The organism is Nocardia sp. NPDC050406, assembly GCF_044459025.1.
GTDB lineage: Bacteria > Actinomycetota > Actinomycetes > Mycobacteriales > Mycobacteriaceae > Nocardia.
Genome location: NZ_JBITIM010000002.1, coordinates 417,106 through 437,309 on the forward strand (window position 1 = coordinate 417,106; position 20,204 = coordinate 437,309).

The 20,204-nt window shown below is 69.1% G+C and carries 17 protein-coding genes; 6 read left to right on the top strand and 11 right to left on the bottom strand.

The features are described from left to right. The first annotated feature begins 161 nt into the window (after nt 1-161). Nucleotides 162-848 (top strand): TetR/AcrR family transcriptional regulator, encoded by a 687-nt coding sequence (locus tag ACIBH2_RS15165; protein WP_397117680.1) that lies wholly within the window; start codon nt 162-164, stop codon nt 846-848. Between the two features lie 7 nt (nt 849-855). Here the strand turns inward: ACIBH2_RS15165 and ACIBH2_RS15170 are convergent, their stop codons facing one another. Further along, nucleotides 856-2,469 carry a TerD family protein gene (locus ACIBH2_RS15170; RefSeq protein ID WP_397120761.1) on the bottom strand — a complete coding sequence of 538 codons (1,614 nt, stop codon included), beginning with the start codon at nt 2,467-2,469 and terminating at the stop codon, nt 856-858. Between the two features lie 133 nt (nt 2,470-2,602). After that, nucleotides 2,603-4,336, bottom strand: a complete 1,734-nt coding sequence (locus tag ACIBH2_RS15175) for a thiamine pyrophosphate-dependent enzyme (protein ID WP_397117682.1) — start codon at nt 4,334-4,336, stop codon at nt 2,603-2,605. A gap of 251 nt (nt 4,337-4,587) precedes the next feature. Here ACIBH2_RS15175 and ACIBH2_RS15180 point away from each other — a divergent pair, with 251 nt between their 5' ends. Further along, nucleotides 4,588-6,240 carry an MFS transporter gene (locus ACIBH2_RS15180; RefSeq protein WP_397117684.1) on the top strand — a complete coding sequence of 551 codons (1,653 nt, stop codon included), beginning with the start codon at nt 4,588-4,590 and terminating at the stop codon, nt 6,238-6,240. Here ACIBH2_RS15180 and ACIBH2_RS15185 read toward each other — a convergent pair. From ACIBH2_RS15185 to ACIBH2_RS15215, 7 genes are all read right to left on the bottom strand, one after another. After that, nucleotides 6,237-6,641, bottom strand: a complete 405-nt coding sequence (locus ACIBH2_RS15185; protein WP_397117686.1) for an NUDIX domain-containing protein — start codon at nt 6,639-6,641, stop codon at nt 6,237-6,239. The genes ACIBH2_RS15180 and ACIBH2_RS15185 overlap by 4 nt on opposite strands. Nucleotides 6,642-6,663: 22 nt before the next feature. After that, complete coding sequence (locus ACIBH2_RS15190; RefSeq protein WP_397117688.1) at nt 6,664-7,188, bottom strand: hypothetical protein; 525 nt, start codon at nt 7,186-7,188, stop codon at nt 6,664-6,666. Nucleotides 7,189-7,349: 161 nt separating this feature from the next. Then, nucleotides 7,350-8,147, bottom strand: a complete 798-nt coding sequence (locus ACIBH2_RS15195; RefSeq protein WP_397117690.1) for a family 1 encapsulin nanocompartment shell protein — start codon at nt 8,145-8,147, stop codon at nt 7,350-7,352. Between the two features lie 3 nt (nt 8,148-8,150). Beyond that, nucleotides 8,151-9,161 (bottom strand): Dyp-type peroxidase, encoded by a 1,011-nt coding sequence (locus ACIBH2_RS15200; RefSeq protein ID WP_397117692.1) that lies wholly within the window; start codon nt 9,159-9,161, stop codon nt 8,151-8,153. Nucleotides 9,162-9,282: 121 nt separating this feature from the next. After that, nucleotides 9,283-9,609 (bottom strand): cupin domain-containing protein, encoded by a 327-nt coding sequence (locus tag ACIBH2_RS15205; RefSeq protein ID WP_397117694.1) that lies wholly within the window; start codon nt 9,607-9,609, stop codon nt 9,283-9,285. Between the two features lie 118 nt (nt 9,610-9,727). Then, nucleotides 9,728-10,228, bottom strand: coding sequence for a dihydrofolate reductase (locus tag ACIBH2_RS15210; RefSeq protein WP_397117696.1), 501 nt, complete (start codon nt 10,226-10,228; stop codon nt 9,728-9,730). Continuing rightward, the gene (locus ACIBH2_RS15215) at nt 10,225-11,031 is read right to left on the bottom strand and encodes a thymidylate synthase (protein ID WP_397117698.1); all 807 of its coding nucleotides are present in this window, start codon (nt 11,029-11,031) and stop codon (nt 10,225-10,227) included. Before ACIBH2_RS15215 ends, ACIBH2_RS15210 begins: the two co-directional genes overlap by 4 nt. 20 nt (nt 11,032-11,051) lie before the next feature. Between ACIBH2_RS15215 and cobF the strand changes: the two genes are divergently transcribed. The 4 genes from cobF (at nt 11,052) to ACIBH2_RS15235 (ending at nt 18,320) form a co-directional block, all read left to right on the top strand. Beyond that, a complete protein-coding gene (cobF, locus tag ACIBH2_RS15220; RefSeq protein ID WP_397117700.1) occupies nt 11,052-11,831 on the top strand; it encodes a precorrin-6A synthase (deacetylating) in 780 nt (259 codons plus the stop codon). Nucleotides 11,832-11,891: 60 nt separating this feature from the next. Continuing rightward, nucleotides 11,892-16,622, top strand: coding sequence for an AAA family ATPase (locus tag ACIBH2_RS15225; protein ID WP_397117702.1), 4,731 nt, complete (start codon nt 11,892-11,894; stop codon nt 16,620-16,622). Between the two features lie 132 nt (nt 16,623-16,754). After that, nucleotides 16,755-17,399, top strand: a complete 645-nt coding sequence (locus tag ACIBH2_RS15230; RefSeq protein ID WP_397117704.1) for an MBL fold metallo-hydrolase — start codon at nt 16,755-16,757, stop codon at nt 17,397-17,399. 54 nt (nt 17,400-17,453) lie between these two features. Next, a complete protein-coding gene (locus ACIBH2_RS15235; protein WP_397117706.1) occupies nt 17,454-18,320 on the top strand; it encodes an Fpg/Nei family DNA glycosylase in 867 nt (288 codons plus the stop codon). Here ACIBH2_RS15235 and ACIBH2_RS15240 read toward each other — a convergent pair. Continuing rightward, nucleotides 18,313-19,824: a carboxylesterase/lipase family protein gene (locus tag ACIBH2_RS15240; RefSeq protein ID WP_397117708.1), complete on the bottom strand. Its 1,512-nt coding sequence runs from the start codon at nt 19,822-19,824 to the stop codon at nt 18,313-18,315. The genes ACIBH2_RS15235 and ACIBH2_RS15240 overlap by 8 nt on opposite strands. A gap of 134 nt (nt 19,825-19,958) precedes the next feature. Further along, entirely contained in the window at nt 19,959-20,204 is a 246-nt protein-coding gene (locus ACIBH2_RS15245) for a DUF2630 family protein (RefSeq protein WP_397117710.1), read from the bottom strand.

A 20,204-nucleotide genomic window follows, 5' to 3' on the forward strand; every position in this document is an offset into this window, starting at 1 on the left:
TCAACTGAAAGTTTTGCTGGCGCGATCGCTTCGCCGGTGACGGCGATGTATCCGTCCGGTGTCTCGTCGTAACTTCTGTATTGCCGGTATTTCTGTCAGATGACAGAAACCTCGCACCGGGCTGGCTGGATAGTGAATCGGGGTGCGGGAAGAATGAAACAGTGACGCATATCGGACCCGGACGCCCCCGCCTCGAGCCCCGCCGCCGCCAGGGCACGACGCCGCGTGCCGAGATCCTCGACGCCGCCGCCGAACTGTTCACCACGCACGGCTACGGCAGCACCTCCACCCGGAGCATCGCCGACGCGGTCGGCATTCGGCAGGCCTCGCTGTACCACCATTTCGCCGCCAAGGACGACATCCTCGACGCGCTCCTCGCCGAGACCATCACGGCCGCACTGGAACTCGCCGAGCGGCTGGCCGGGCTGCCGGAGCCCGCGGCGGTGCGCCTCTACGCGCTGGCCCGCTTCGATGTGCGCCAGCTGTGTGCCGCGCGGTGGAATCTCGGTGCGCTGTACCTGCTTCCGGAGCTGCGCTCACCGCGCTTCGCCGTCTTCCGGGAGCGCCGCGACGAGCTGCGCCGCCACTACGAGACCTTGGCGGCGGCGGTGGTGGCCGAGACCGGCGGGGTGGCCGCGGGCAGTGAACTGCTGCCGTTCCGGCTGGTCGAATCAGTTATCAATATGCGCTCGGACGAGAATGCCACGCCCGGCTACGCCGAACGGCTGATCCCCGACGCCGTACTGCAATTACTGGGCTGGCAGGGGGATATGGACGCGGTGCGGGCCGAGGCCGCCCGGTTGGTCGAGCGTGTCGACCAACCGGATCACGACAACGATCGAGGGTGAACCCGGTTCAGGACTTGCCCTTCGAGGTGCCCCACTTGAGATCCCAGTTGTAGGCCTGGTCCACCGCGAGCTTGCCCCAGTACTTGCGGCCCTGAGGCGGGCGGACGAAGGTGCCCTCGCGGCGAATCACCAACTCGCCGTTGATGTTCTCCAGCAGCGCGAGCACCATTTCCCGGGAGTCGTCGAAGCAGCCGTCGACCATCATCTCGATGGGCGGGGAGCCCACGGGGTAGAAGGTGGCGGTGGCGTGGACGCCCCGGAAATCCTCCGCGCCCTCGTAGAGCGAGGCGAAGACCAGGATGCGGCGGAAATTCGCGGTGTGGTCGAGATTGATGGACAGGCTCTCGCCGGTGGCGCTCGCCCCGGTGCGGTCGTCCTGATCGAGTTCGATGAACGGCGCGCGGTGCAGGTTGCCGAAGGTGTCGAGCGGGCTGATGGAGCCCTTCGAGCCGTCGCTGAGCTCCCAGAAGCAGCACAGGTCCAGATCGAGTCCGCCACTGCCGCCGCGCTTGCGGCCGAACAGTCCCGAGGGCGCGTTGGGCACCGACCAATTCAGGTTGACCCGCATGATGCCGGAGGTCGCGCCCTGCTTGGTGAGCGAGACCGCGGGGGACTCCTTGGTCAGCGAGATCTTGCCGAGGTTCACCGGCGCACCCGTCGGCGCGGGTGGCGGGGCGGCCTGGAACGGCTGTGGCGGCACCGGATTCTGCTGGTAGGGCAGCGGATTCGCGCCGGACTGGTGGGGCGGCGGATAGCCCTGGGTCGGCTGCGGATTCGCGCCGGACTGGTAGGGCGGCGGGTAACCCTGGTTCGGCTGGTAGCCCGGCGGCGGCGCGGGCGGGTAGGGGTACTGGCCCGGCGCGGGCTGCTGCGGCGGGTAGGGCTGAGCGGGCGGCGGGAAACCTTGGCCCTGCGCGAACTGCTGATTCGGCGCGGGCGGCGGATAGCTCGGCGCGGGCGTAACCGGTTGCGGCGGTGGGGCGTTGAACTGCGGCGGGGCGGTGTGGTGCGGTGGGGCGGCGTGCTGCTGGGGCTGCGGCGGGGGAGTGTGCTGCTGCGGCGGCACGGGCCGCGGCTGCGCGGGGGCGGGCTGCGGCGCGGGGGCATCGTCGACGGAGATGCCGAAATCCGTTGCCAGCCCGGCCAGCCCGGCCGCGTAGCCCTGACCGACGGCGCGGAACTTCCACGCGCCCTGACGGCGATACAGCTCACCGAGCACGAAGGCGGTCTCGGTGGTGGCGTCCGCACTGTCGAACCGCGCCACCTCCGCACCGGAATCGGCGTCCACCACCCGCACGTGCAGGCCGGGCAGCTGCGCGAAGCTGCCGCCGTCGCAGGACGCGGCGATGACGATCCGGTCGACCGAGGGCTCCACCTGGCTCAGGCGCACCGTCAGCGCGTCGGTGACCTGCGCACCCTGCCGCTTGCCGTCGTGCTGGACCGCACCCGAGGGATGCTGGCGCTGGTTGTAGAACACGAAATCGGCGTCGGAGCGCACCTTCCCCGACGATTGCAGCAGCAGGGCCGACGCGTCCGCATCCGGCACCCCGGGACCCGACTGCCAACCCAGTTCGACGCGTACCGCGGAGCTCGGCACCGGAACGTTGGCGCCCTTCATCATCGACACGTCTCTCAACGTAACCGATGCGGAGGTGCCCTGTCCCCAACGTATGACGGGTATCAAGGCTCGTGGATCTCGCGCCCCGAGGCCGGGGGGCGACAGGGCACGAGAGCGGGAGTACGCCGAAAGTTGGCTAAAGCAGTCGCAGATTGCGCTTGATGTTCTGGAACACGTTGCCGCCCTCGCCGTCGAGCACCATCTTGGCCTGGCTGAGGGTGAAGCCCTGCACGGTCTCGGCCGGGGCGTGCTCGGGCAGCGCCAGCGCGTAGCTGTCCACCACCACATCCATGACGACCGGTCCGTCTCGATGCTGGAGCGCGGCGCGCACCGCCTCGCGCACATCGCCCGGATCCTCCACCCGAATACCCTTCGCGCCCATGGCCTCGGCCACCTTGGCGAAGTCCGGATTCTGGAAATCCGTGCCGTACGGGACGAGCCCGGCCTCCTGCTGTTCGATATGGACGAAATCCAACATCGCGTTGTTCAACACGATCTGCACCACCGGCATCCGGCGCTGCACCTGGGTCATGAGATCGCCCAGCGCGAGCATGCTGAATCCGCCGTCACCGCAGAGCGCGATGGTCTGCCGACCCGGATAGGCCAATTGCGCGCCGAAGGCATTGGGCGCGGCATTGGCCATGGACGCCCACGTGAACGAGCCGAACAGCCGCCGGTTCGGACCGAGGTGCAGATGATGGGCGGCCCAGATCACCGCGGTGCCGGTATCGGCGAAGAACAGCGCGTCCTCGGCCGCCTCCTCGTCGAGCACGCTGGCGAGGTATTCGGGGCGAATGGGTTTCGTCTTCGGCCCGCTGGTCACGTAGTGCCGCAACCGTTTCCGTGAGCGCTCGGTCTTCTTCACGCATTTGTCGAGGAAGGCGCTGTCGCTCTTGGCGTTCACCATCGGCAGCAGGGCGTCGACGGTCGCCGCGACCTCACCGATCACCGCCCGCTCCAAGGGAACTCGCCGCCCCAGGTGCCGGGGATTGCGGTCCACCTGCACCACCTTGACGTCGCTCTGCGGCAGGAAGTTGGTGAACGGGAAGTCGGTGCCCAGCATCAACAGCACCTCGCATTTGTTGATGGCGTCCCAGCAGCCGCCGTAGCCGAGCAGGCCCGTCATACCGACGGCATTCGGATTGTCGTGCTCGAGCCACTGCTTGCCTTTGAGCGAATAACCCACCGGCGCTTGCAGTTTCCGCGCCAGTTCACGCACCTGCGCGCCGCCGTCGGCACAGCCGTCGCCACCGAAGATCGCCACCTTGTCGGTGGAATTCACCAGTTCGGCGATGGCTTCCAGATCGGCGGCATTGGCCGCGCCCGGTTTGGTGGCCGGAAGCGCCACGTGCAGTGAGCCTTTCGGCGCGTCCATACTCGCCACATCGCCCGGCAGCGAGATGACGGTCGGCCCGCGCTCGGCCAGCGCGACGGTGATCGCATTGCCCACCACGTGGTGCAGCTGCTCCGGATTGACTATGCGGCCGATGTAGTGCGCGGCGACATCGAAGAAGGTGTAGGGGTTGAGTTCCTCGAGCGCGCCGCTGTCCATGACCGAGGTCTCGGTATCGCCCGCCACCGCGATCACCGGCGCGCCCTCCTTGCGGGCGTCGATGAGGCCGTTGATGAGGTGGGCCGTACCCGGCCCGGCGGTACCGCACACCGCCACCGGCCGACCGGTCAGATACGCGTCGGTGACCGCGGCGAAGACGCCGTACTCCTCGTGCCGCACATGCACGAAGTCGATGGAGCCATTGCGGCGCAGGGCGTCGATCACGGGGTTGAGGGCATCGCCGACAATGCCGTAGCAGCGCTGCACCCCCGCCTCCACGAGCATTTTCCACATGCCATCGGCGACATTCTCGGTCATGAACGGTCCTCTCGTAGTAAGCAAACGTTTAGCAGCCTTGACGAGTAGCTGCTGTCCGGATGACTTGCCGATCGGCCCAACCGGTTTCGATCCTAGTGGTTACGGCTCTGAGCTCGGAGAACATCGTTGTAGGGCTGTTATGGAAGCGCCTGAATGGGACGTTTCGCCGCTACACTTGATCCCGGCCTGCTGCCATCGCGCGCAGCAGCGAACAGGCAGCACAAGCGTATGGCCGACACGTGGGAGCGACGATGGCGGAAGTGCAGCTGGACGCGGCGGTACCCGGAGGGCGCAAGAAGTGGGTGGCGCTCGGGGTGCTCGCGCTGGGGCTGTCGATGGTGGTGCTGGACGGCACCATCGTCGCGGTGTCGCTGCCGGTGATCATCGAGGACCTCCAGCTGAATTTCACTCAGGCGCAATGGATCACCAGCGTCTACGCGGTGGTGCTGGCGGCATTGCTGATCACCAGCGGGCGACTGGGCGACCGGCTCGGGCGGCGCAATCTCTTCGCGCTCGGCGTGCTCGTCTTCCTCGCGGGCAGTGTGCTCGCGGCCGTCGCGACCAGCTCCTGGCCGCTCATCTGGGGGCGGATCGTGCAGGGTGTCGGCGCGGCGCTGGTGATGCCCGGGACGCTCGCCACCATGAACGCGATCTTCCGGGGGCGTGATCGGGTGATCGCGTTCGCCGTGTGGGGGTCGGTCATCTCCGGTGTGGCCGCCATCGGCCCGCTGTTGGGCGGCTGGCTGACCACCGAACACACCTGGCCGTGGATCTTCCTCGTCAATATCCCGCTCGGCATCGTGGTGCTCATCGGACTGCTGCTGTTCGTGCCGGAGACGCGGATGGGCAAGGCCGCGCCGGGCCTGGACGTGGATGGATTCCTGCTCAGCGCGGCGGGATTCGGGCTGGCGGTCTTCGCGCTCATCGAGGGCCAGACCTACGGCTGGTGGAAGCCGCTCCGGGATTTCCCGATGCCCGGGTTCACCTGGACGGCCAACGCTCCCGTCTCGCCGATTCCGGTCCTGCTCGCGCTCGGCGTGCTGGCGCTGGTGCTGTTCATTCGGTGGGAGCGGCACCGCAATCTGATCGGGCGCTCGGCGCTGCTGGATCCGGGGCTGTTCACGATTCCGAGTTTCCGGTGGGGCAATGTCGCGGCGTTCGCGGTCGCGCTGGGCGAGTTCGGCCTGCTGTTCGTACTGCCGCTGTTCATGGTGAATGTGCTCGGGCTGTCCACGCTGCACGCCGGTTATGTGTTGGCGGCCATGGCGGTGGGCGCGTTCCTCGCGGCGGGCATCGCGGAGGGGCTGGTGCGCAAGGTCGGGCCGGTGCGGGTGGTGCAGATCGGGCTGGGGATCGAGGCCGTCGCGATCGCGCTGACGGCGCTGTTCGTGACCCCGCACATCTCCCCGTGGTGGCTGGCGGCGCTGCTGGCCGCCTACGGCGTCGGGCTCGGTATGGCCTCGGCGCAGCTCACCGGGACCGTGCTGGCCGATGTGCCCGAGGACAGTTCCGGTCAGGGGTCGGCCACGCAGAGCACGGTCCGGCAGGTCGGCTCGGCCTTCGGCATCGCGCTCATCGGCGGCATGCTCTCCGTGGCGCTCGGCCACGACCTGCACAAACGGCTCGAGGATGTGCCGGATCTGTCGGAGGAGAACGCCGATACGATCGCCACCGCGACCCGGGAATCGGCGGGTGGGGCCATCGAGGGGGTGCGTGAGCACGGCGGTGTCGCGGATGTGCTCGACGCGCTGTGCGCGGGCTTCACGGATTCGACGCGCACGACCTTGCTGGCGGCCACGGTGTTCCTGCTGTTGGGGTTGGCCGCGGCGACCCGTATTCCGCACCAGACGCGGGTGACCGGTGCCGAGCCCGCCACCGGCGACGCCGCGGATCCCACCGACTAGTCGATCAGGTCCAGTTCGCGCAGTCGCCGGAAGACCAGCATGGAACCCGGGGCGACGTGGTCCATGGCCGCGTACTCGGCCACGGTGAAGTAGCGGATCTCGGCGATCTCGCTGGTGGGTCGGGGCTCGTCGGTCAGCTCGGCGGTGAAGCAGGTCATGTGCAGCGGCGTGCCGGGCGCGTGGCCGTAGGCCTCCGCCTCGAAGACGCCGAGTTCGCTCACCCCGGTGACGCCGACGCCGAGCTCCTCGCGAATCTCCCTGTGCAGGGCGGCTTCCGGGGTCTCGCCCGGATCGATCTTCCCGCCCGCCATGTAGAAGACGTCCTTGCCGACCGATCGGGCCTGAATGAGACGGCGATCGCGAATATGAGCCAGGGCAGCGGTGCGAATCACCCGATCCACCTTAGGCACCGGATGCGACGGCTCAGCGGGTGGGCGGCGCGATCTTCCAGTGCCGGTGCAGCGCGTCGGCGATCTCCGGCAGCACGGTCACCGGAACCCGCTTCTCGCGCAACATGTTCCGAATCTCGTTCACCTGCTCACGCTTGCGCATGTCATAGGCCCCCGCGATGGGCCGCACCACCGGCGGAATCGACAGCAGCACCAACTCCCCGTGCGGCTCCTCCCCACCGTTCAAATCCAGCGCCAAGGCCCACCGCCCGTGCTCGTCGAGCGCGAACCGCCCCGCCACCACCCGCGCCCACCCGATCTCCTCCACCCCCCACGGCGTCCGCCGCACAATTCCCGCGTCGGTCAGTTCAACCGCATCCCGCCGCAACAGCGCGATCACCAATGCCCCCGCCGCCACCACCCCCACAGCGATCCCGGTAACCACCCGATTCACCCCGAACGCCCCCACAGCCACCCCCACGGCAACCAACACCACCACGAGCCCCACCCCGCAGTACAGCGCCACCCGCCGCCCAGGCACCACACCCGCCCGAACCATGCCATCCACCTTCCGCCAACCTTCGCGGTCACCGTACCGGTTGGTCCCGGCTGTTCGGACCCCCAATGCGCAACACAACTCAGCTGAACTGCCCCTATAGCCCAGCAGCCCACTGTGCCCCGTGCGCGCAGCGCACGGGGCACGAGACTCCGCGAGTCGGTCTAGGTCTCCAGCGGTACCGCGGCCTCGGCGGTGTACACCAGGAAGGTCAGGCTCTCCTGGAAGTACAGCTGCACCGATTCCGCGTCGTGGGACAGGTAGCCGATCGAGAGGTCCTGGCCCAGTTGCAGGTCGAAGTCGCCGCCTCGGGTGGTGAGGACGAACGCGCCGTCGATGGCCGGGGCCCAGATGATTTCGCCGTCGATCAGGCGCTCGATATGGGTGCGGATGGGGTGGCCGTGGTCGGAGGTCTCGCTGACCGCGGTGTAGAGGTCGGCGGAGAGCAGCACCGAGTAGGGGCCGTCGACGCCCGCCAGGCGCAGCTGACTGAGCGCCTGGGCCACGGCTTCGGGGGCCAGCCGCGGATCACCGGGAAGTTTCACCGCGGCGTTCGAGGTGCCCGAGCGAATACCGGTGATGTTGGCCGCGGGATAACCCTCGAAGATGGCGCGGTCCTCGGCGAAGGCGATCTTCTTGGCCGCGTCCTTGACCGGGTCGAGATCGGTGTCCTGCGCGCCGCGCTCCACATCGTCGAGCTCGGAGCGCGTCAGGGTGAACGGCACCCGCAGCTCGACCAGCGGTGCCACCAGCCGCTGCCGCGCCTGCACCCCGGCATCGGGCGCGCTGATCACGGTGGTGCGGCCCAGCCCGACCGCGTTGAAGTCGTCGCCGTGCGGACCCGACAGGTCGACCACCCGGCGACCGGCGATGTGTCGCTTGAAGGTTCGCGTCGCCTCCTCCTCGATGGCCTTCCAGGCCTCGGAGGTGATCGGCGCGAGTTCGCGATGGAGGTTGTTCATGCCTTAGCTCCTTTTCAACGTGCCGATACCCAGGGAACCGTTACCGGAAACTGCAACGCCGTCAATCCCCGGAGATTCCCGCTCCACGGCCGCCGGTGCCGGAGCATCGGGCAGCTCGTCGAAGAACTCCATGGCGGGGGCGAAGAACGAGGTTCCGGTGACAGCGGTCGAGAAATCGAGAATGCGGTCGTAGTCGGCCTCGTCGCTGCCGAGGAACATGCGCTCGAGCATCTGCTCGGGCACCGACGGCGTGGCCGCGTATGCGATGTAGTAGGTGCCGAACTCCCCGGCCGCCACACTGCCGAAAGGCATATTGGCCCTGGTGATCTGGCCGAGCGTGTCCTGATCGTTCACCGCCACATGGGAATTCAGCGGCTTGTCGTCATCGGAGAGTTCGAAGTCGTCGACCTTGGTGCGCCCGATCACCAACTCCTGCTCGGAGGTCGACAGCGCCCGCCAGGCCACCAGGTCGTGCAGATACTTCTGCACCACAACGTAACTGCCACCGGCGAATTCGGGATCCTCGTCCCCGACGAGGGTGGCCGTCCAGGCCAGCCGCCCCTCGGGATTCTCGGTGCCGTCCACGAAGCCGAGCAGATCGCGCTGCTCGAAGTAGCGGAAGCCCTGGGTCTCGTCCACGATGGTGGCCGCCCCGGTCAGGCGCTCGTGCAGCTTCATGGCCAATTCGAAACAGGCGTCCTGATTCTGGGCCCGAATATGGAACAGCAGATCACCCGGTGTGGCCGGGGCTTCGTGCTTCTCACCCTCGTATCCCGGAAATTCGTGCAGCTCAGCGGGTTTCGGCCCCGCGAAGAGACGATCCCAAGCGGCGGAACCGATACCGGCGATACAGGCCAAGCCCGAACCGGGCACCCGGAATCCCACCGAGCGACGCAGACCGGGAAGGTCTGCGAGCAGATCGCGCACCACCGCCTCGCCACCCTCGTCGATGGTGGCGACGAGGAAGATCGCGGCGGGTGTCAGCGGGTCGAGAATCGGCTGCGGCTCACCCATGACCTCCAGCCTAGAACCCGAGCGGGGCGATCGGTTCGTCCGGTTCCCCTCGTGTCCGCGCGGTGGTTGCCGCGAGTGTGCCCGCGCACCGCGCCGACCGGCGGCTTTGCCGCGCAGGCGTCTATTTCGCCACAGTCAGCAGGAAGGCGACGTCGTCGACGGCCTTGACGCTGTGCCGCGCGTCGGGGATGACGAGCAGATCCCCGGCCGAGCCTTTCCACTCATTGGTTCCGCTCATGAGAATGAGCGTGCCGCTGAGAATGATCATGGTGGCTTCGCCGGGATTCTCGTGCTCGGCCATGCTCTGACCGGCCGTCAGCGCGATAACGGTCTGACGCAGGCTGTGCGCGTGGCCACCGGTGATCGTTTGGGAACTGCGTCCGCTCGAGGCGGTGGCGGCCAGCTTCAGCTGCTGGCGGGCCACCGCGGTCAGCGATTTCTTGTCCATGGACTGCCTTTCGCCGGGCTGAATATCCGTGAGTATGCCCGACGGCCCAGCCGCCGCTGCGCTGTTTCGAGCGAACGCGAGCAGGAATTGCCGGACTGGGATATTCGCGTGACCGGCGCTAGCGGGTGTAACGCAGAAAACGGAAGCGCAGCCCCGTGGACGACTCCCGCCACGGCGTGCCCTCGGCCCGCCATTCGGGGCCGATGGTGGGCGCGTAGCAGTCGCCGTCGATATCGGCAGCGACCTCGGTGACCATCAGTTCGGAGGCCAAAGGCAGTGCGGCGCGGTAGATTTCGCCACCGCCCATGACCCAGACCGGGGTGTCGCCCGCGAGTTCGAGCGCCGCCTCCAGCGATCCGGCGCGCTCGGCACCGGCCGCCGTCCAGTCGGGCTGACGGGTCACGACGATATTGCGGCGGCCGTCCAGGGGGCGGAACCGCGCGGGCAGCGAATCCCAGGTGCGGCGGCCCATCACCACGGGATGACCCCAGGTGACGTCCTTGAAATGCGCCATATCCTCGGGAATCCGCCACGGAATGGCATTGTCCGCGCCGATGACGCCGTCGAGGGTCTGCGCCCAGATCAGTCCGATGGTGCGCACGGGAGCCTGCACACTCATACCGCCACCGGTGCCTTGATGGCCGGATGATGCTGGTAATTCACGATTTCCACGTCGTCGTAGGCGTAATCGAAGAGCGTGGGCGCGGGCCGCAGTCGCAGTTGCGGGAACGGGTAGGGCTCGCGGCGCAACTGCTCGCGCACCTGCTCGGTGTGATTGTCGTAGATATGGCAGTCGCCGCCGGTCCAGATGAAATCGCCCGGCTCGAGGTCGGTCTGCTGCGCCACCATATGGGTGAGCAGCGCGTAACTCGCGATATTGAACGGGACGCCGAGGAACAGGTCGGCGCTGCGCTGGTAGAGCTGGCAGGAGAGTTTGCCGTCGGCCACGTAGAACTGGAAGAAGGCGTGGCAGGGGGCCAACGCCATGCGGTCCAGTTCGGCCACGTTCCAGGCCGAGACGATCATGCGGCGCGAGTCCGGATCGGTGCGCAGAGTGTGCAGCACCTGCGAGATCTGATCGATGTGAGCGCCGTTCGGGGTGGGCCAGGAGCGCCACTGGACGCCGTACACCGGACCCAGTTCGCCGTCCGGAGCGGCCCATTCGTCCCAGATGGTGACGCCGTGCTCACGCAGCCAGCCCACATTGGAGTCGCCGCGCAGGAACCACAGCAGCTCGTAGACGATGGACTTGAGATGCACCTTCTTGGTGGTGATCAGCGGGAAGCCCTGGGACAGGTCGTAGCGCAGCTGATGGCCGAAGATACTGCGGGTGCCGGTCCCGGTCCGATCCGATTTCGGGGTGCCGGAATCCAGCACCAGCCGCAGCAGGTCCTCGTACTGGGTGTCTCGGGGGGCTTCCACGCCTGGCAAGCTTACGCAGTGTGCAGCAGCTCTTCGTGATCGGAATCGGTGCGGGCGATCCGGACCAGGTCACCGTGCAGGCCGTCAAGGCACTGCGGCGGGTGGACGTGTTCTTCGTGATCGGCAAGGGGGCCGAGAAGCGGGAGCTGGTGGATGTGCGCACCGCCATCCTCGCCGAACACGCCGATCAGGAGTATCGGGTCATGGAGATCGCGGATCCGCCGCGCGATCGGAGCGTTCCGGCGGCGGGGGCCGACAACGCCTATCGCGGGGTGGTCGAGGATTGGCACGAGCGGCGCGCCGAGCTGCTGGAGCGGGCCTTCGAGGAGGTCGACGGGGTCGGCGGAATCCTGGTGTGGGGTGATCCGTCGCTCTACGACAGCACGCTGCGGATGGTGGAGCGGGTGCTGGCTCGGGGGCGCGTGCGCTTCGACTACCGGGTCATCCCCGGCATCACCAGCCCGCAGGCGCTCGCCGCCGGACACCGTATGGTGCTGCACGACATCGGCGAACCGGTGCACATCACCACGGGACGCCGACTGCGCGAAGAGGGGGTGGCCGCGGGGCAGTCCACCCTCGTCATGCTCGACGGCGACTGCTCGTTCACCGAGGTGCCCGGTGACGACCTCCACATCTGGTGGGGCGCGTACCTCGGCATGCCCGACGAGGTACTCATCGAGGGCCCGCTGCGAGAAGTGGAGCGCGACATCGAGTCCCGCCGCGCCGAACTCCGCGCCGCCAAAGGCTGGATCATGGACATCTACCTGCTCCGCCGCACCGGACCCGCACTGCCGCAATAACTTCTGACCAGGGTCGACGGCCCGCGGACTAGGCTGCGGACAGTGGGATCAGGAGGTGCGATGACGCTCATCGGCCGGGAAGGACCGGCGCGGACGCTGCGCGACCACCTCCACCGCACCCTCGCCAGCCACGGCGGGCTACTCCTGATCGCCGGAGAAGCGGGCATCGGCAAAACCGCCCTCATCACCGAGGTCCTCGACGACTTCCCCGCCGACAAGGCCCTGGTCCTCGCCGCCACAGCCTGGAGCGGCGACGGCGTCCCCGGCTACTGGCCCTGGGTCCAAATCCTCCGCCGCCTCCGCACCAGTTGCGACGCGGGGGAGTGGGCGGCTGCGGTGGACAGCGCCGGGGCGGCACTGGTCGCGCTGGCGGACGGGGTGGTTGGCGCGGGCCTCACGGCGGAGACGCAGGGGGAGCGTCCAACCGATGCCGCTGTGGCGAGCGGGCCCGCCGCCGCCCGGGCCGTTGTGGCAGCCGGGAGTGCTGCGGCGGCCGGGGCCGGGGGTGGTGCGGCGGCCGGGGCCGGGGGTGGTGCGGCGGCCGGGGCCGGGGGTGGTGCGGCGGCCGGGGCCGGGGGTGGTGCGGCGGCCGGGGCCGGGAGTGGTGTGGCGGCCGGGGCCGGGAGTGCTGCGGCGGTCGAGACCGGGGGTGCTGCGGCGGCCGGGGCCGATAGCGCTGCGGCGGCCGGGAATGCTGCCGTGCAGAGGGCTGAAGTCGTTGCAGCGCAGAGTAATTGGACGCTGTTCGACATCGGAGATGCGGTGACCGCCGCGTTGGTCGCGGTCGCGCGGCGGCGTCCGGTGTTCGTGGTCATCGATGACCTGCACCGCGCGGATCCGGAGTCGGTGCGGGTGCTCACCTTCATTGCCCGGCATGCGTGGTTCGAGCGGATCGCGTTGGTGGCGGCGGTGCGCGATACCGAGTTGGAGGCCGAGAACCACCCGCTGCGTGCGGTTTTCCCCGAACTGTGGGCGGCGGCGCACATCGTCGAACTCGGCGGCCTTTCCGTCGAGGAGACCGGGGCGCTCGCCGCTGGCCTGACCGGCAACCCGCCCCCTCCCGCCGTCGTACGCCGCATGGCCACACTCAGCGGCGGCAACCCGTTCCTCGCCGAACAGACCGTCCGCCTCTGGCGCGGCGGCGGCTCCATCGAAACCCTCGGCCCCGGCGTCCGCCAAACCCTCGAAGCCCGCTTGGCCCCCTTACCCGACCGGACCGTCGACGCCCTCCACACCGCCGCGATCATCGGCCGCGAATTCGCCGCCCCACTGGTCGCCGCCGCACTCGGAACGACTCCAGCCGAACTCTCCGACAGCCTCATCCCAGCCGTCCGCGCCCGCCTGATCAGCCCGCTCGGCCGGGAGAGCAATGCGCTCGCCTTCGGCCTCGATGACCCGCGCGCTTCCGCCGGGGCGGGCGGCCCGCAGCCGGGCGGCGGCGACCTTTTCAGCGACGAAGTTTCGGGTCTGCGCGGTGGGTCGACCATCGGCGGTGGAGGCGGCGGATCCGACGTGGGCATGCATGGCGATTCGGCTTCCGCGCATGGTGATTCGGCTGGCGCGCATGATGAGGTGGCTGGTGTGCGCAGTGATTCGGCTGACGTGCACGGCAAGGTGGCTGGTGTGCACGGCGGCATAGCTGGGGCACACGGCGGATTGGCTGGGACGCTGGGGGATTCGGGAGAGGTCCCGGGCGCGCGTGCGGGCGGTCCGACGGCAGGCGAGGGATTCGGCGCGGCTGGCATATTCGGCGCTCGTTCCAGCGGCGGGCGCGTGGGTGGTGGCGATAGGGGAGACCGGTTCGTATTCGTCCATGACTTGATTCGGGAAACGTTGTTGGCGCGGGCTACCGGGGTGGAGGTGCGGCGGCGGCATGGGGCGGTGCTGGCCGCTATGGAGGGACTGTCACGGGATGTAAGCGGGGCTACGCCAGGGGATTTCGCGCATCATGCCTATCAGCTCGCGCGGTCGGGGGATGCTGAGGCGGATGGGCGGGCGTTGCGGTATCTGCTCGCCGCGGCGGAGGACGCGTGTGGGCGGTCGGCGGCGGGGGAAGTGGCGCAGCATTATCGGCGGGCGCTGACTTTGGTTGCGGCCGAGGATGTTTCGGAGCGGGGGCGGATCGGGCTGGCGTTGGCGGCGGCCGCGCACAGTGCGGGACAGTTGTCCGCGGCGCGGGAGGCGTATCGGACCGTGCTGCGGGAGTCGCGGGAGACCGAGCCTGGATTGTTCGCGCGTGCCGCGCTCGGGCTGCACGATCTCGGCATGCCGGATCCGGAGCGGGAGGCCGAGCAGGAGATCGACCTCATCGATGAGGCACATCGGCGGCTGACCGCCGAACGCGGCGAACGCGACCCGCTCGCGGTGCGCGTGCTGGCCGCCGCCGCTCGGGTGCGCGTCCACACCGGATGGTCGCGCCGCTCCACGAACAACATCACCACCGTCGAGACCGAGAGCGCGCGTGGGTACTCCGGGCCCGGGCGTCCCGCGGCGGCCGACACCGCAGCCGAGAACAGCAGCGCGCGTGGGTATTCCGGGTCGGGCCGGACTGCGGAGGCTGATACCTCAACCGAGACTGTCAACACGCGCGGATATTCTGGGCCGGGCCATTCTGCGGAGGCTGACCCCGCGGTCGAGGCTGGCAGTGCGCGTGCCTATTCCGAGTCAGGGCGTCCTACGGAGGCGGACTCTTCGGCCGAGACCGTCAGTGCGCGTGGGTATTCTGCGCCGGGCGATGCTGCGGAGGCTGTCCCCGCGGTCGAGGCTGGTAGTGCGCGTGGTTATTCCGAGTCAGGGCGTCCTATGGAAGCGGACTCTTCGGCCGAGACCGTCAGCGCGCGTGGGTATTCCGGGCCGGGGTTTCCTGCGGAGGTCGCCACCCCGGCCGAGACAATCAGCGCGGGTGCGCATTCCGGGGCGTCGCGTCGGCCCGCTGAGATGAACGCCGAGGCGATGAGCGGGCGGGCGTTGCGGCTGGCGCGTGAATCCGGTGATCCGCATACGGTGGGGGCGAGTCTGTTGGCGCGCCATGACGCCATTTGGAAACCGGGGACCGCCGCCGAGCGGCTGGCGCTGGCCGAGGAGCTGCATACGGTCGCCGAATGTGTGGGTGACGAGGATCTGCGGGTTCAAGGCTATGTGCTGCGTATCGCGGCGTTGTTGGAGCTCGGTGACCCGCGCGTCCACACCGAGCAGGCGGCCTTCACCGCCTATGCCGACCGGACCCGCCTGCCCCGCCCGCGGTTCGCCGCTCTGTCCCGCGCGGGCAGCCTGGCCACCCTCACCGGCCACTTCGACGCCGCCGCCCGCGCCATCGACGGCGCGTACACCCTCGGCGAACGCACCGGCGAAGTAGACCGCCTGCCCCTCTGGCTGGAACAGCGTTGGGCCCTGGCCCTCACCGCCGACGCGGACGCCGAAGTGGAAACCCTCCTCGACCGATACCGCCGCTCACCCAGCGCCTACGCGGTGGTGCCCCTCCTGACCGGCGCGGCACGCCGAGCCGCGATGCTCGCGCACCCGGGCGTGGCGCAGCCCGAACCGCCGTCGAACCAACAAGGCTCGACGGACCGCGCGAGACGGCCGACCAGTCGGACCGAGACGGGTCCGGCTGCGCCACTGCTCGGCTCGGCAGGCCCCGCCCCGACGCAGGCGGAGAAGCTGTCGCGCCGAACCGAGCCGGAATCGAACGTGCCGATGCCCAGCCGGGACCGTGCGGTGGCCCCTGCTGAGGCGTACGTGGGCGGCCTGCCAGACCAGCCACTACGCGGCGGCGAGGGCCGGGCTAGCGGCAGCGCGCGAATCGGTTGGCCGTCGCGCGCATTCGATGCCGATCTCGATCTCGTACGGCGGTTGACCAGCGAGGTGTGGGCCGTCCTGGAGACGTATCCGCGCCACTTCCACGCGGGGGCATTGGTGGCTCTCGCCCGCGCGGCCCTCGTGCTCGACGACCCCGCCCTGCGGAAGTCGGTGCGGGAAATGCTTTTTCCGCTGCGGGAGTGGTGGGCGGTGATCGCCGGTGGTGGCGCGGTGTACGGCCCGTACGCCTACTGGCTGGGGCGGCTCGCCGTACTGGACGGCGAGCGCGACACCGCCGCCGAGGAGTTGGAGGCCGCCGCCGCGGCGGCCCGGCGGTTGCGGGCGACACCGTGGACCGCGGCCGCCGAGGCCGAACTGGCACGGCTCGACGCGCCCCGGACCCGCTCGGCGGTGCTGCGGGCGCACACCGCGATCGAACCGGCCCCCAATGTCTTTCGCCTCGACGGCGACGTGTGGACCCTGGTCTTCGCCGACCACACCGCGCACATGCCCGCCCTCAAGGGCCTGCGCGACCTGCACACCCTCATAGCCAATCCCGGCCAGGACATCTCGTCCATGGAACTCCTGAGCGGCCCCGGCACCCCCGAAACAACCACTGCCGCACGATCTCTCGGCGCGGACGCCGTCCTCGACGAGCGCGCCAAAGCCGAATTCCGCCGCCGCCTCGAACATCTCGACGCCGAAATCGACCGCGCCACCGCCCGCTCCGACGACAATCGCGCCGCCGAACTCGATACCGAACGCGCCGCCCTGCTCGACGAACTCCGCCGCGCCGCCGGTCTGGGCGGCCGCACCCGCCGCCTCGGCGACGACGCCGAACGCGCCCGCAAAACCGTCTCCGCCCGCGTCCGCGACGCCCTGCGACGCCTCGACCACACCCACCCCGAACTCGCCGAACACCTGCGCGCCACGGTGTCCCTGGGCGTGGTCTGCCGCTACGAGCCGCAGCGCGAGATCCGCTGGGCTCATTAACGTCTCGCCGCCGGACACATCAGCGTCTCGCGCCGCTGGACACCTCAGCGTCTCGCGCCGCTAGACCGAATCTCGCGCCTTATCGGTGAAGCACCGATCCGGCCACCACGGCCGACCCGAAAGGAGCGAACCATGCAGAACATCGCACCCGACCTGTGGGTCACCGAAACCCAGAACCCGGCTCCGGGCCTGACCACCCGCGCCTACCTGTGGACCCGACCCGAGGGCAACGTGCTGTTCTACAACACCACCATCGAATCCGAATTCGACCGCATGGCCGAGCTGGGCGGCGTCGCCGACCAGTACCTCAGCCACCAGGACGAGATCACCTCGACCCTCGCCACCATGAAGGACCGCTTCGGCACCCGCCTGCACATTCACGAATCGGAGGCATCATTGGTCACCGCCACCACCGTGGACGACCCGTTCAAGGAGCGCCACACCGCCTTCGAGGGCCTCGAGGTCATCCCCGCTCCGGGCCACACCCCGGGCAGCAGCGTCTACCTGGCCACCATCGCCGACCGTCGGTACCTCTTCACCGGCGACACCATCATTCGCGGCGAGGACGGCCAGTGGTGGGCCGGTTACCTGCCCGAGTTCAGCGATCGCGACGCCTTGGCCGCCACCCTCGACACCCTGGCCGAACTGTCCCCGGAGGTCATCGTCTCGAGCGCCTTCATGGGCGATTCCGGCGTCACCGAACTGGGTGAACGCCCCTGGGCGGACGCCGTCGCCGAGGCCCGCACCGCCCTGCTGGACGGCCGCTCGATCGTCTGACCGGAGCGTGTTCACATCCAGCACCCTGTCGGTCGGTCCCGGTAGGCTGCGGTTATGCCCGAATTGCCAGAGATAGTGGCGCTCGAGCAGTTCCTGGTCGAGCATGCCGTCGGTGCGGTCGTGGGGCGGGTCGATGTGGCGGCACTGAGCGTGCTGAAAACCTTCGACCCGCCGGTGACCGCGCTGTCCGGGCGCGATGTGACCGGGGTGGGGCACTGGGGCAAACATCTCGGCGTGGACTGCGACGGCCTGTGGCTGATCACCCATCTGTCGCGAGCGGGCTGGCTGCGCTGGATCGACGAGCCCGGCGCGGCCCCGCCCAAACCGGGCAAAGGCCCGTTGGCGCTGCGCGTGCACTTCTTCACCCCGGAAGGCGGCACCCCCGCCTTCGACCTGACCGAGGCGGGCACCAAGAAGCGATTGGCCGTCTGGGTGACCGCCGACCCACTATCGGTGCCGAGCATCGCCCGCCTCGGCCCGGACGCCCTGGCGGTGAGCGAACCCGAATTCGCCGAACTGCTGCACGGCACCTCGCAGCGGGTGAAGACCGCGCTCACCGATCAATCGCTCATCGCCGGAATCGGCAACGCCTACTCCGACGAGATCCTGCACAGCGCCAAGCTCTCGCCGTTCGCCACCGCCAGCAGCCTCGACGCCGACCAGCTGGCCCGGCTGTACTCGGTCACGCGCGCCACCCTCGGCGATGCCATCGAACGCTCGGTCGGCCAGGACGCGGCACGGCTCAAGGGCGAGAAGCGCTCCGGTATGCGGGTGCACGGCCGCACCGGTATGCCGTGCCCGGTCTGCGGCGACACCGTGCGCGAGGTCGCCTACGCGGACAAGTCCTTCCAGTACTGCCCGACCTGCCAAACCGGCGGCAAGGTGCTCGCCGACCGCCGGATGTCGCGCCTGCTCAAGTGAGGCTGGGTAGTCGAACCCCCTGCCAGGCAAGGCGTTTGGCGCTGTCGGGATCGTCCTCCACGCGCGGCGGATAGTCGATGATCATGGTGGAGCGGCGCTCCTCGGTGTACTCCGGCCAGGACGGCAGTGGTTTGCCGTCACGTGCGAACGACAGCCAGTTGTCCTGGAACTGACGCGTCACCGAGCGCAGGCCGCGCTGGCCGCCCGCCACCGTGAGCGCCCGCCCGAACGGGGTATCGCTCACCCCGAACACCGGAATCAGATCGAAGGCGTGGGTCGCGCCGAATCCGGCGAGATGTACCGCGCGCGGGGCGTAGTCGAAGCGGTAGGCGTAGGTGGGCGCGTGGTGGGAGTGTCCGGCCGCGACCTCGGTGCACGGCCGGAAGAATACGAAATCACCGCCCATGCGCACCGCGACCCGAGGATCCGGAAATCCGGGATACGCGGCGACGACCCGGGATTCGGCGTCCTCGCCGGAGTGCCGCAGCACCCGGCGCATGCGCGCGGGCGTGGTCGGCAGCGTATCGCCCATGCGCGCGAACAGCGTGCCCTCGTCGCGGTTGGTGCCGATGATGAGCGGCACCCGGTGCGCGGTCCCGCCGATGATCGCCGCGTGCGGCGCTTCCGGCAGGAAATCGCCGTCGACGATGGGAGCCACCGGGAACAGCCCCGGCTGATCCCGCAGCACGGCCTGCACCGCCTTGTCCACCACCCGGCGAATGTCATTGGGACGCAGCTCCACCAGCGCCTTGCCGACCTCGTCCGGGCGCAGGCCGAGAGCCTCGACACAGCGGCGCGCGAAGATCTTGGCGTCGTCCACGCTGGTCGCCCAGTCGGCGGGCGGACTCTGCGAGATGCCCCGGTGGAACAGCCCGGCGGCGGCCGGGGTCGCCATCAGGCTCAATACCGCGTGCGCACCGGCGGATTCACCGAAAATCGTGACATTGGCGGGGTCGCCGCCGAAAGCGGCGATATTGCGCTGCACCCACTCCAGCGCCGCGACCTGATCGCGCAGGCCCAGATTGGTGTCGAAAGGCCGCCCCGGCGTGGAGTATTCGCTGAAATCCACATAGCCGAACGCGCCGAGCCGATAGTTCAGCGACACCACGATCACATCGCCGCGCAGCGCCAGCCGCGCACCGGAGTACATGCCGAGCGCGGAGGTGCCGATGATGTAGCCGCCGCCGTGAATGAACACCATGACCGGACGCGGCGTCGCCGACGGTGTGACGGGCGCGGTGACATTCAGCGTGAGGCAGTCCTCGCCGGTCGGCTGCTCTCGTCGCGGCCCGATGCGCGCGCCGCTGCGGTGTTGCATTGCGGCGAAACCGTATTGGGTCGCGTCGCGCACGCCGTGCCAGGGCCGCACCGGCTGCGGTGCGCGGAATCGCCACTCGCCCACCGGGGGAGCCGCGTAGGGAATGGACCGCCAGCGTGCCACGCGGCGGCCCCGATGACCGCGAACAACTCCGTCGGCGGTCGTGATATCGAGCGTTGCCACCATTGAAAAAGGGTAGCCGCGTACGCCGTACAACGGAGGGTTCCGCAATAGCCCCGTGACCCGAACAGCCCCGTAACCCGCCGGGCGCGAAAGCGCGTGGCGCACCCGCTCGCCCGGCGGGGACCGCTAGGGCCGGATTACTGGAGGTAGCCCTCGACCTGATGGGCGGAGTTGGGCTGCGCGTCGTCGGGGTTACGGCCCTGGTCGATGCGGGCGCGCCGCTGGCGCAGCAGGTCCCAGCACTGATCGAGCTGAACCTCGAGTTCGGCGAGCTGGCGGCGTTCGGTCTCCGGATCGAGATCACCGCTGACGGTCTTCGAGCGGAGCTCGTGCTCGCGGTCCACCAGGCTCTTGATGCGCGCGAGAATGTCCTGTTCGCTCAT